Genomic DNA, 12,748 nt, shown 5'->3' with positions numbered 1-12,748 from the left:
TCTGAAATATTTCAGAAAGACGACCAATCGAACTGGATATTTTCCGAACGTTAGTCAGGAATTGCCGGTTAAAAAAACGAAAAAGTGGAGTTTGGTGATATAATAGGGGAAATGAGCTAAAGGCATTCGCCTTTGTAAGAAAAAGGAGCGTTTTACTATGGTTTCGACATCTACACAAATTGCTGGTTTTGATTTTGATAACTGCCTGATGAATGCAGCTGGGGTTGCCTGCATGAAAAAAGAGGAACTGGCAGAAGTCAAAGACTCTGCTGCGGGAACCTTTGTGACCAAGACAGCGACGCTGGACTTCCGTCAGGGGAATCCAGAACCGCGCTATCAAGATGTACCGCTAGGGTCTATCAACTCCATGGGGCTGCCCAACAATGGCTTAGACTACTATCTTGACTACCTGCTGGAACTCCAGGAAAGTGAACCAAATCGCACTTTCTTCCTCTCTTTGGTTGGTATGTCACCAGAAGAAACCCACACCATTCTTCAGAAAGTTCAGGCAAGTGACTTTAAAGGCATTACTGAGCTCAATCTCTCCTGCCCCAATGTCCCTGGTAAGCCGCAGATTGCTTATGACTTTGAAACGACGGAAAAGATTTTGTCAGAGGTTTTTGCTTATTTCACCAAGCCACTGGGTATCAAGCTGCCTCCTTATTTTGACATCGTGCATTTTGATCAAGCCGCTGCGATTTTTAACAAATATCCACTCAAGTTTGTCAATTGTGTAAACTCAATCGGAAACGGTCTTTATATAGAAGATGAGTCAGTGGTCATTCGTCCGAAAAATGGTTTTGGAGGTATCGGAGGTCAGTATATCAAGCCGACCGCTCTAGCTAATGTCCATGCCTTTTACCAACGCCTGAAACCGGAAATCCAAATCATCGGAACTGGTGGTGTCCTGACTGGCCGCGATGCTTTTGAGCATATCCTCTGTGGAGCCAGTATGGTGCAGGTAGGAACAACCCTTCATAAAGAAGGAGTGGCAGCCTTCGAGCGCATTACCACAGAACTCAAGGATATTATGGAAGAAAAAGGCTATGAAAGTCTGGAAGATTTCCGAGGGAAATTGAAGTATATTGAGGGGTAATCTTCTATATAAGTGTTGTTGTGATTTGAAATGAAGAATATGGCTGGGTTGAGAAGTATTGAAACCTAGCTTTTTCATATTATTTTGAAGAAAGTTCTAATCAAATTGCTATAATTTCGACTCCTTTTATGAGAAAATAGACACAAAGAAATGAGGTGTTTTCATGGCAGAAATTTATCTAGCAGGTGGGTGCTTCTGGGGCTTGGAAGAGTACTTCTCCCGCATTGAGGGTGTAGAGGAAACGACAGTGGGATACGCCAATGGACAGGTGGAAGCAACCAACTACCAGCTGATTCACCAGACGGACCATGCAGAGACGGTTCATCTAATCTATGATGAAGAGCGGGTCAGCCTGCGGGAAATCCTGCTCTATTATTTCCGAGTTATTGATCCTCTGTCGGTCAATAAGCAGGGAAATGATGTTGGCCGTCAATATCGGACGGGCGTTTACTATACCAATCAAGCTGATAAGGCAGTCATTGAGCAGGTCTTTGCTGAGCAAGAAAAGCAGTTGGGACAAAAGATTGCTGTTGAGCTAGAGCCTTTGCGCCACTATGTCCTAGCTGAGGACTATCATCAGGATTATCTCAAGAAAAATCCCGGTGGCTACTGTCATATCAATGTCAATGATGCCTATCAGCCCTTGGTCGATCCAGGCCAGTACGAGAAGCCTACAGATGCGGAACTGAAAGAGCAGCTGACGGAAGAGCAGTACCAGGTGACTCAGAATAGTGCAACAGAGCGTCCTTTCCATAATGCCTACAATGCCACTTTTGAAGAAGGAATTTATGTAGATGTGACGACTGGAGAGTCCCTCTTTTTTGCTGGAGATAAGTTTGAGTCTGGCTGCGGCTGGCCTAGCTTTAGCCGGCCTATTGCCAGAGAAGTTCTGAGATACTATGAAGACAAGAGCCATGGAATGGAGCGTATCGAAGTGCGTAGCCGTTCTGGCAATGCCCATCTGGGTCATGTCTTCACAGACGGTCCAGAAGCAGCAGGAGGCCTACGTTACTGTATCAACTCAGCAGCTCTGCGATTTATTCCAAAAGAAAAAATGGAAGCAGAAGGATATGGCTATCTGCTGACTTTCATGCAGTAAAAGGGCATAAAATCAACTCAAATGCTTCAAACAGTCATATAATTTTTTTATCACGGCGATAAATTATTTATATAAGCCAAGTCTCCTTGAACATGGTAAAATGAGAAGTAATCTTATAAAATAGAGGATTTAGAATTTTATCCATCAAAGGAGAATAAATGATGAATTTGAAAAAAATCTTTTCAGTAGGCTTAGTAGGCCTTGCAGCCTTGGGTTTGGCAGCTTGCGGAGGCTCTTCTAGTAAGGAGAGCAAGTCAGCAGACGGACCTGTAACCGTCAAGGTTGGGGTAATGAGCCTGAGTGATACAGAAGAAGCGCGCTGGAACAAGGTTCAAGAGATTCTTGACAAAGAAAATGCAGGCGTTAAATTAGAGTATACGCAGTTTACCGACTACTCTCAGCCTAACCAAGCTCTACTTGATGGTGATGTGGACATCAATGCCTTCCAACATTATAATTTCCTTGAAAACTGGAACAAAGAGAAGGGAGCAGACCTTGTGTCTGTTGCGGATACTTATATCGCACCGATTCGTCTCTACTCTGGTACAAAGGACGGCAAAAATAAATATACAGATGTGAAAGACATCCCAGAAAATGGTACGATTGCCGTTCCAAATGATGCGACAAATGAGAGCCGTGCTCTTTATCTTCTTGAATCAGCTGGCTTGATCAAGCTTGATGTTAAAGGGAACGAGCTTGCGACTGTTGCCAACATCAAAGAAAACAAGAAGAATCTGACAATTTCTGAGTTGGATGCTTCTCAAACTCCAGCTTCTCTGACTTCAGCAGATGCTGCAGTTGTCAATAATACTTTCGTTCGCGAAGCAGGGATTGACTACAAGAAGGCCCTCTTCAAAGAAGAAGCCAATGAAAACTCAAAACAATGGTATAACCTGATTGCAGCGAAAGCAGATTGGAAGAAATCAGACAAGGCTGACGCGATTGAAAAAATTATCAAGGCTTACCACACTGATGAAGTGAAAAAAGTTATCGAAGAATCATCAGATGGTATGGATCAGCCAGTTTGGTAATTTTTACCAGCAGAAGGTCATTGTATTGAATAAATGAAATGATTAAGAAGGGCGGAGATTAGCTTCTCCAGCCCTTTATCTGCTATTATGGTCATTTAGTTTGAACAGTATCTGGCTTTGGGTTAGGTCGGTAAAGATTGCGGCTTGTGGCATCACGTTTCCCTAGTTAAGCGACAGGCGGAAAGCAAACTAAAAGTCTATAGTGGCTAAATCTCATATTGGACAAATCAAGGAGTGAATCGGAAATTATGGGCAAAGAAATTATCAAATTGGATCACATTGATGTCGTTTTTAATCAAAAGAAGCAAGACATTAGGGCCGTAGAAGATGTGACCATTCATATTAATCAGGGAGATATTTATGGAATTGTAGGTTATTCTGGTGCCGGAAAGTCTACCTTGGTCCGTGTTATTAACTTGCTGCAGGTGCCGTCTGCCGGTAAGATCACGGTGGATGATACGGTTTTCTATGATCATCATCAGGTTCAGCTTACTGCGGCTGAGCTACGCCAAAAGCGTAAGGATATTGGGATGATTTTCCAGCATTTTAACCTCATGGCTCAGATGACAGCCAAGGAAAATGTTGCCTTTGCGCTCAAGCATTCACCTTTATCAGCTGCTGAAAAAGAGAAGAAAGTTCATACGCTTTTAGACTTGGTGGGCTTAGCGGATCGGGCGGACAATTATCCTGCCCAGCTGTCTGGCGGTCAGAAGCAGCGGGTGGCTATTGCGCGGGCCTTGGCCAATGATCCCAAAATCCTAATCTCGGACGAGTCCACATCCGCTCTGGATCCTAAGACGACCAAGCAGATTTTAGCTCTATTGCAGGATTTGAATCAAAAATTGGGCCTGACTATTGTCCTCATTACTCACGAAATGCAGATTGTCAAGGACATTGCCAACCGGGTAGCGGTTATGCAAAATGGTCGGCTGATTGAGGAAGGCTCAGTTCTGGATATTTTCTCTAATCCCAAGAATGAGCTGACCCAAGATTTCATTACGACCGCAACCGGTATCAATGAGGCCATGATCAAAATCAATCAGCAGAAGATTGTGCAAAAATTGCCGGAAAATTCCATTCTGGCCCACCTGAAATACTCAGGTGTGGTGACGGACACAGCCATTATAAACGACATTTACAAGCAGTATCAAATATCGGCCAATATTCTTCACGCCAATATTGAGATTTTAGATCATGTACCGGTCGGAGAAATGGTCGTTATCTTATCTGGAGAGACCAAGCAACTGGCGGCGGTGCAGGAAAGTCTGCGCGAAGCAGGAGTAGAGCTGCATGTTCTGAAAGAAAGGAGTAACTAATGCTACAGCTGATTCAACAATTTATGCCCAATGTTTATAGAATGGGCTGGTCTGGGCAGGCTGGCTGGGGAACAGCTATTTACCTAACCCTGTATATGACTATCATTCCTTTCTTTATCGGAGGGATTCTAGGCTTTATCGCTGGTCTCTTGCTCGTCTTGACAGGGCCGAGAGGTATTTTGGAAAATAGACTTGTCTTTTTCGTCCTAGACAAGGTTACCTCTATTTTTCGGGCTATTCCTTTCATCATTCTCCTAGCCCTTATCAATCCCTTTACTCGGATTATTGTGGGAACTGGGATTGGACCGACTGCGGCCTTGGTGCCTCTTTCGCTGGCTGTTTTTCCTTTCTTTGCCCGTCAGGTTCAGGTGGTCTTATCCGAACTAGACCGAGGAGTTATTGAAGCAGCGCAGGCTAGTGGAGCAACCTTCTGGGACATTGTCGGTGTCTACCTGCGGGAAGGTCTGCCGGACTTGATTCGGGTGACGACTGTTACGCTAATCTCTCTGGTTGGTGAGACCGCTATGGCCGGAGCGATTGGAGCTGGTGGACTGGGAAATGTTGCCCTGACTTATGGTTATCAGCGTTTCAACCATGATGTGACCATTCTTGCGACTATTCTTATTTTGCTGCTCATCTTCTTTATTCAGTTTGTTGGGGATTTCCTGACGCGGAAGATTAGTCATAGATAATGATTGACAACTAGGGCCTCAGCTGGGGCTCTTTTTTATGCCATAATTTTATAAAAAGACTTGCACAATTAGATTAGGCTTGTTATAATAGCTAAAATCTTTTGAAACCAAGTGTTGGGAAAGTGAGGATATGGCGGATGAAAGCTTATACAAATGTCAATCTGGTGACCTGTGACAGCGCATTTCATGTTTACCGGGACGGGCTGCTAGTGGTTGAGGACGACCGCATTGCCTACTGCGGTCCCTATGATGAAAACTGGCTAGGGAAATGCAGTGAAACAGTGGATTATGAAGGTGCTTGGATCATGCCAGGACTGGTTAACTGTCATACTCACTCGGCCATGACCTTGCTGCGCGGGATTCGTGATGACAGCAATCTGCATGAATGGCTGGAGGACTATATCTGGCCAGCAGAAAGTCAATTCACGGAGGATCTAACGACCGAGGCTGTCCAGCTGGCTCTCGCTGAAATGTTGCTGTCAGGAACAACGACTTTTAACGACATGTATAATCCTCAGGGAGTGGATATTGACCGGATTTATCAGACTGTGCGGCAGTCTGGTATGCGCTGCTATTTCTCACCAACACTCTTTAGCTCAGAGGCGGAAACGGCAGAAGAGACTCTGGCACGTACTCGGGCCATTATTGAGAAAATCCGCTCCTATGATGATGAAGATTTTCAGGTTATGGTGGCGCCTCATTCCCCTTATGCCTGTGACGAAGCTTTGCTCAAGGGCAGTCTTGAGCTAGCGCGTGAGCTGGACTTGAAGCTTCATATCCATGTAGCTGAGACCCAGGAAGAAAATAAAATTATCCTGCAGCGCTATGGCAAAAGGCCTCTGGCTTTCTTAAAAGGCTTGGGCTACTTGGATCGGCCAGCAATTTTTGCTCACGGAGTTGAACTGAATCCGTCAGAGATTGCGGATTTAGCGGCTTCACCAGTCAGCATTGCCCACAATCCTATCAGCAACCTCAAGTTGGCTTCTGGAGTAGCTCCGGTGACGGACTTATTAGCCGCAGGGGTGACCGTTGGCCTAGCGACGGACTCTGTCGCTTCCAATAATAATCTGGATATGTTTGAAGAAGGTCGGACAGCTGCCCTTCTTCAGAAGATGCGGGCAGGCGATGCGACTCAGTTTACGATTGAGCAGGCCTTGAAAGCTTTGACCATTGAAGGAGCCAAAGCTCTGGGCTTAGAGAAAAAAATCGGCAGTCTGGAAACGGGCAAACAAGCCGATTTCATTGTCATTCAACCTAAGGGACGACTTCATCTCTATCCTTTGGAAAATATGCTGTCGCACCTAGTGTACGCAGTCAAAGGCAGCGATGTTCAGGATGTCTACATTGCAGGGCGACAGGTTGTCCGAGACGGCCAAGTGCTGACCGTTGATGTAGGAGGTTTTGTTTGAGAATGAAAGCCGAGTTTCAGCTCGGCAATCAGCTCTTAGAATTGAAAAAATAGAAAATGAAGCAGGAGAATGGGAGAGATTGCTACAATTTGAAGATTATAGCATGCTTCTCCCAGCTCCTGCTTTTTGCTTTTCTTTCCTTTTGGTGATAAAAATAGTACAATATAGTAAAGATTGATGTGCTGTTATCAAGCAAGAAAAAGCGGAGAAATGCGATGGATAAAAAATTTCTTTGGGAGAAGATTCAGACTTTTTTTCAGGAACTTTGGAAAAAGATATCGGGTTTTGCTACGGAGCACACTCTTCTGACAGATGCCTACCAAGCTTGGCGGGATTGGATTAAGAAGTTGCCGCTTCCTCGTCCTAAGTTCTTTCAAAAACAGCTTAGCAATCGGCAGTTTGTCGGAGTGCTTTTAACAGTTGTTGGACTGTCAGCTGGCTTAATTCTGCTGTCAGAGCATGTGCAGGACTTCTCCTTTCTGTTGCCTAGTAAGAAAGAGCAGCAGTCAGATTCCTCACAGAATCAGACGGTTCGTATCATGGCGACTGGGGATTTGCTTTATCACGACGGCCTTTATCTGAGTGCCCAGAAAGAAGACGGAACTTATGATTTTTCTGAGAATTTCCACTATGCCAAAGAATGGCTTCAGCAGGGAGATTTGGTCTTAGGGGACTTTGAAGGCACGATTCGGCCGGGCTATCCCCTAAATGGCTATCCGCTCTTTAATGCTCCGGAAGCTGTAGTTCCAGCAATCAAGGAGGCAGGCTATCAGGTGATGGACCTGGCTCATAACCACATTTTAGACTCTGGCTTGGAGGGAGTTTTTACTACAGCTCAGGCTTTTGAAAAAGAGGGAATCACTCCCATCGGTGTTTACCCGCATGAAAAACGCAGTCAGGCACCGATTTTGATAAAGGAAGTCAAAGGCATTAAGATTGCACTGCTGGCTTACTCCTATGGTTACAATGGTATGGAGGGGCTTCTCAATCAGGAAGATTATGATAATCGCCTGTCCGATCTGGATGAAGAAAAGATGCGAGCCGAGATTGAGCGGGCAGAAAAGGAAGCTGACATCACAGTCGTCATGCCTCAGATGGGGATAGAGTACCAGTTGGAGCCAACAGAGGAGCAGATGACCCTCTACCATAAAATGGTTGACTGGGGAGCAGATATCGTCTTTGGAGGGCATCCGCATGTGGTTCAGCCGGCGGAGATTTTAGAGAAAGACGGCCAGAAGAAGCTGATTATGTATTCTATGGGGAATTTTATTTCCAATCAGCGCATCGAAACCATGGAGGAGATTGAAAATGCTCATTGGACTGAGCGCGGAGTGCTGATGGATGTTACCATTGAAAAAACACCAAAGGGCACGCAGATAAAAAGTGCTCAGGCTCATCCGAGCTGGGTCAGCCGAGTTGAAAAGAGCGCTACTTCAGTAGACGGTCTACCTTTATACACTTATCAGACCTGGATTTTGGATGACTTTGTCGAAGGTGGCAAGTATCGAGACAAACTGAACCAAGAAACTAGAGCACGGATTGATACTGCCTATCAGGAAATGAATTCTCATGTTGGACTGAACTGGCCGGGGCAATAAATTGCTTGAATATGAGTTTAGCCAGATTGGATTTTCCAATCTGGTTTTTGCTGTTTTGAAATTTAGTTTTTGATAAAGATTTTAAAAGCATTGTTGGAGTTGCAGTTCAGGTCTATGCTTTTTTATTTTAAGATTGTCGTTATATAAAAAAGTTGCTATACTATGCATAACAGGCATTGATTTGGGGCTCAATGCTTAACTGAGAAAAAAGGGATGAAAAAGTTATGGAAGAAAATAAAAGTGCTGCTAAATTACGTGAGGAACGATTGTTAGAAAAGCAAAGGTTAGCTGAGAAAGCACGAATCGCCCTTTTAGAGGAAAAAATGGACGAACGTATTTTTGAGCTGAGAAAAACTTTAGCTCAGACAACAGATTTACTTATTCGGGGAGACTTGCAAGTTTTATTGAATGAGGAAGAGCAAAAGAGGGAGATTTATTATGAGAAAAAGCGGCTTGCAGAATCACAAGCACAGCAAATTCAGTTAGCAGTAGATAAAACATTAGAGAAACAGCTCGTATCGGTAAATCATGCACATGGAGATTCGTGGGCTAAAAGAGAATCAGAGGAAAACGAGCTTGCTGCCAAATTAAATAAACAAAATAGTCATTCAGCAGGAGCTGATTTAGAAGACAGATTGCGATGGCGACAGGAAAGCAAAAGAGATACTGTTTTTATCTCTACTTGTATGATTTTATCTTTACTCTGTCTTGTTTTTATCATCTATAAAAATGCTATTAATACTTATCGTACTCAAATAGCAACTGTTCAAGCATCTAGTAACCAGATTCGGGATACAAAAAATCAGGAAGAAGTTGCTGAAAAAGAATCATCAACTAATGTTCAAGAAAAACAAAATAGCTCTACTCAGTCTAGTAGCGTTGCTTCGGTACCAGTAAATTATCAAGTGCAAGTCGATATTGACAATTTGATTATTCGCGAAAAACCAGCATTAAATGGGAAAGATTTAGGTTTCATTGAGAAAGGGGTTTACACGATTACTGAAACGGTTCAAACGGATGGACATCTTTGGGGGCGTGTGAAGTCTGGAAAAGGATGGATTGCTCTCGATTATACTACAAAGGTAACGAAACCGTCATCTACCAATAGTACGGAATCTTCAATTAGCAATAATTCATCGCTCTACAAAGAGTGGGCAGGCGACTATGTTAATTGGACATCAAGTATTCGCTACGTAATTAAAGAAGATGGAACAGGAAGTATGATTACATCAGGGGGAGAAACACTTTTTAAAGTAAAAATAGAAGAACCTAGTCAGGAAACAAAAGTTTGGGGCCTTGTTTTAGATGACAATGGAGCACCTCAAGAACCCAAGGAATACGTGGCGAATATAGTTATCACTTTGATATCAGATAATGATGGAACGACTCGGAAGCTTTATGGGGTACTATTGAAAAACAATCGTAGAGAACTTACTTTTGGAGAATATACTGAACATAAGAATTCAGTTTATAGAAAATAAGGAAATTAATTATGAAACAATCTCTAACTAATCTTATCTTTTTTATGCTTTATGCAATTCCTACCTATACAGTTATTTATTTGTTCTTTTTACCTCAAATAGCATCTAGTATGTCTGTCGAATATGAGAATATTGTTTTAAGTGTTATTATTATTTTAATTGCTTTATTCACTTGGTTAGCTATTCTTCCAGCTTTGATTTGTCGAACAGGAAGTAAGTTGATTATTTTTCTTCTATGCTTTCTACTTAGTCCGACCCTACTAGGCTGGATTTTATTGATGATATGGGCGGTTTCATCAAACAATAATGCAGATAGGCATGAAGATATTATGGATATTTTACAAAGCAGGAATTACTGATAAAAGACCTGTCCGATAATATGGACAGGCCTTTTTCTCATTTCTTCCGATACTGGCTTGGTGTCATTTGGTAGTATTTTTTAAACTGGCGGTTGAAGTTGGACAGGTTATTAAAGCCTGCTTGGCTGGAGATTTCCAGTACAGAGAGGTTAGAGTGCTGCAGGAGTTCGGCTGCTTTGCGCAGGCGGAATTGAATCAGGTACTCAATGCAGGAAACGCCCAGATGCTTCTTGAAGAAGTTCATGAAATGGGTGGAGCTGTAGCCACAGATACCAGCCAGTTGGTCAATATTTAGGTCTTCTTGGTAGTGGGTATTGATGTAGTCAATGATGGAGCGAATTTTTTCTTCCTTGCGATAGCCTTCGGGTGACAGGTCTTTGGAAATGACATAGCCGTTCTCAAAGAGCAGGTAGAAGAGCTGGTTGAGTTGGGCTTTGAGCTGAAACTCGTAGTGAGATTTGCGGAAATAGCCTGTTTCCATAGCTGCTAAGAGGCACTGGCGAATCTCCGCATAGGCTGTATCCGTAGGCTTGATCACATGAGTCAAGTCCAGCTGGCCATTGTAGAGGGGCTGCAGGTAGTTGATGCTGGCCTGATCCATGGCAGAGTAACCCATCAGATCCAGATGAAAATTAATGGCGTCCATATAATGGCGCTCGTCGTTGATGGGGTGGATGGAGTGTAGGGCATTGGGGCGAATCAGGATAATATCACCTTTTTCGCTGTTAAAGTAGTCATCATCAATATGAAATTGTGCTTTTCCTTCGTGGACATAAATCATTTCAACATCGGTATGCCAGTGGAAAAGAATATCTGGATGACCATTCTCAGTGATGGTGCGGGTCAGAGAATAAGGGGTTCCTTGGTTTTTAAAAACGGTATTTTTATGTAGTTGGCCTAAATCAATCATGGGGACACTCTTTCATAGAATAGTACAATTTATTAAGATAATTGTGTTAGAAAATATGTTTGACAACTATTATAATATAAATATAAAAAAAACGAAAGCGAGAAAATGCAAATGGGTAAATTTCCGCAGAATTTCCTCTGGGGCGGTGCAACTGCAGCCAACCAGTATGAAGGTGCCTATAATCTGGATGGAAAAGGCCTGTCTGTTCAGGATGTGACTCCAAAAGGCGGAGTGCCAGCCAAGCCAGGTGACCGCAATCCTTTGATTACCGAGGGGCCGACAGCAGATAATCTCAAACTGGAAGGGATTGATTTCTATCATCGCTATAAGGAGGACATTGCCCTCTTTGCAGAGATGGGCTTCAAGGTCTACCGGACTTCCATTGCCTGGTCTCGGATTTTCCCAAATGGGGACGAGCCGGAGCCCAATGAAGCTGGTCTGCAATTTTATGACAATCTTTTTGACGAACTGGCCAAATATGGCATTGAGCCGCTGATTACCTTGTCTCACTATGAAACGCCCCTGCATTTGGCGCGTCAGTTCAATGGCTGGGCCAACCGCGATTTGATTGGCTTCTACGAGCGATACGTCCGCACGGTTTTTACCCGCTACAAGGATAAGGTCAAGTATTGGCTGACCTTTAATGAAATCAACTCTGTCCTCCATGCGCCCTTTATGAGCGGAGGCATTGCCACACCAGCTGAAGAACTGTCCAAGCAGGACCTCTATCAAGCGGTCCATCATGAGCTGGTGGCTTCTGCCTTGGCAACGAAAATCGGTCATGAGATCAATCCTGATTTTAAGATTGGCTGTATGGTTCTGGCTATGCCAGCCTATCCTATGACGCCTAAGCCTGAAGATGTGCTGGCAGCTCGGGAATTTGAAAATCAAAACTATCTCTTCTCTGATATCCATGCGCGTGGAAAATATCCAGCCTATATCAATCGTTTCTTCAAAGAGAATGGCATTGAAATTCAGTTTGCGCCGGGCGACAAAGAGCTTTTGGCTGAAAATACTGTAGACTTCATTTCCTTCTCTTACTATATGAGTGTGGTTGCGGCTCATGATCCGGAAAATTATTCTTCCGGCCGAGGCAATCTTTTAGGTGGCATCCTAAATCCTCATCTGGCTAGCTCGGAATGGGGTTGGCAGATTGACCCAGTCGGCCTGCGCTTGGTGTTAAATAGCTTTTATGACCGCTATCAGCTGCCTCTCTTCATCGTGGAAAATGGTCTCGGGGCCAAGGATGTCTTGGTGGATGGTCCAACTGGTCCAACGGTTGAAGATGATTACCGCATTGATTATCTCAAACAGCACTTGCAGCAGGTAGGAGAAGCGCTGGAAGACGGCGTAGAATTGCTAGGTTACACCACTTGGGGCTGTATTGACCTGGTCTCAGCCAGCACTGCAGAACTCAGCAAGCGCTACGGCTTTATCTACGTTGACCGCAACGATGACGGTAGCGGAACTCTAGCCCGTTACAAGAAAAAATCTTTTGATTGGTACAAAGAAGTCATTGCGACGAATGGAGACAGTCTCTATCAGGATTGAATGACTTAAATAAAATAGAATGGCTCCTTATAAAATTAACCAAGTTCTATCTGGCTTGGTTTTTTCTATATTTTAAGAAGGGAATTGGTTAAATCCTCTTGAATTTAAAAGCAACTAGAGGAAAAGCAGTGTTTTGAGGAAAGCTGTCTCTATAAAAAAGTAAGAATTTATTTGCAAAATTACAGATATATGAATCCGTTTACAAA

Annotated in this window: 12 protein-coding genes; 11 read left to right on the top strand and 1 reads right to left on the bottom strand. The window is 43.6% G+C overall.

The window, feature by feature from the left end; translation table 11 throughout:
• Positions 1–157: 157 nt before the first annotated feature.
• The 10 genes from ELZ47_RS09925 (at position 158) to ELZ47_RS09885 (ending at position 10,081) form a co-directional block, all read left to right on the top strand.
• Positions 158–1,096 (top strand): dihydroorotate oxidase, encoded by a 939-nt coding sequence (locus ELZ47_RS09925; protein ID WP_126435925.1) that lies wholly within the window; start codon positions 158–160, stop codon positions 1,094–1,096.
• Between the two features lie 163 nt (positions 1,097–1,259).
• Positions 1,260–2,195, top strand: a complete 936-nt coding sequence (msrB, locus tag ELZ47_RS09920) for a peptide-methionine (R)-S-oxide reductase MsrB (protein ID WP_126435924.1) — start codon at positions 1,260–1,262, stop codon at positions 2,193–2,195.
• 158 nt (positions 2,196–2,353) lie between these two features.
• A complete protein-coding gene (locus tag ELZ47_RS09915) occupies positions 2,354–3,226 on the top strand; it encodes a MetQ/NlpA family ABC transporter substrate-binding protein (RefSeq protein WP_126435923.1) in 873 nt (290 codons plus the stop codon).
• Between the two features lie 248 nt (positions 3,227–3,474).
• Positions 3,475–4,542, top strand: coding sequence for a methionine ABC transporter ATP-binding protein (locus ELZ47_RS09910; RefSeq protein ID WP_126435922.1), 1,068 nt, complete (start codon positions 3,475–3,477; stop codon positions 4,540–4,542).
• Positions 4,542–5,234: a methionine ABC transporter permease gene (locus ELZ47_RS09905; RefSeq protein ID WP_002898357.1), complete on the top strand. Its 693-nt coding sequence runs from the start codon at positions 4,542–4,544 to the stop codon at positions 5,232–5,234. The genes ELZ47_RS09910 and ELZ47_RS09905 overlap by 1 nt, the downstream gene beginning before the upstream one ends.
• 137 nt (positions 5,235–5,371) lie before the next feature.
• A complete protein-coding gene (locus ELZ47_RS09900; protein WP_126435921.1) occupies positions 5,372–6,643 on the top strand; it encodes a TRZ/ATZ family protein in 1,272 nt (423 codons plus the stop codon).
• Complete coding sequence (locus ELZ47_RS11890) at positions 6,636–6,821, top strand: hypothetical protein (RefSeq protein ID WP_164549609.1); 186 nt, start codon at positions 6,636–6,638, stop codon at positions 6,819–6,821. Before ELZ47_RS09900 ends, ELZ47_RS11890 begins: the two co-directional genes overlap by 8 nt.
• Before the next feature lie 37 nt (positions 6,822–6,858).
• Positions 6,859–8,241, top strand: a complete 1,383-nt coding sequence (locus tag ELZ47_RS09895) for a CapA family protein (RefSeq protein WP_126435920.1) — start codon at positions 6,859–6,861, stop codon at positions 8,239–8,241.
• Positions 8,242–8,465: 224 nt separating this feature from the next.
• The gene (locus ELZ47_RS09890; RefSeq protein ID WP_126435919.1) at positions 8,466–9,722 is read left to right on the top strand and encodes a hypothetical protein; all 1,257 of its coding nucleotides are present in this window, start codon (positions 8,466–8,468) and stop codon (positions 9,720–9,722) included.
• An 11-nt stretch (positions 9,723–9,733) separates the two neighbouring features.
• Entirely contained in the window at positions 9,734–10,081 is a 348-nt protein-coding gene (locus ELZ47_RS09885; protein WP_126435918.1) for a hypothetical protein, read from the top strand.
• A 37-nt stretch (positions 10,082–10,118) separates the two neighbouring features.
• Here the strand turns inward: ELZ47_RS09885 and ELZ47_RS09880 are convergent, their stop codons facing one another.
• Entirely contained in the window at positions 10,119–10,991 is an 873-nt protein-coding gene (locus ELZ47_RS09880) for an AraC family transcriptional regulator (protein WP_126435917.1), read from the bottom strand.
• A gap of 105 nt (positions 10,992–11,096) precedes the next feature.
• Between ELZ47_RS09880 and ELZ47_RS09875 the strand changes: the two genes are divergently transcribed.
• Positions 11,097–12,542 carry a glycoside hydrolase family 1 protein gene (locus ELZ47_RS09875; protein WP_269460455.1) on the top strand — a complete coding sequence of 482 codons (1,446 nt, stop codon included), beginning with the start codon at positions 11,097–11,099 and terminating at the stop codon, positions 12,540–12,542.
• The last annotated feature ends 206 nt before the right edge of the window (positions 12,543–12,748 follow it).

This window comes from Streptococcus sanguinis, from assembly GCF_900635155.1.
Classification (GTDB): Bacteria; Bacillota; Bacilli; order Lactobacillales; family Streptococcaceae; genus Streptococcus; species Streptococcus sanguinis_G.
This window is presented reverse-complemented; position numbering and strand designations above follow the sequence as displayed.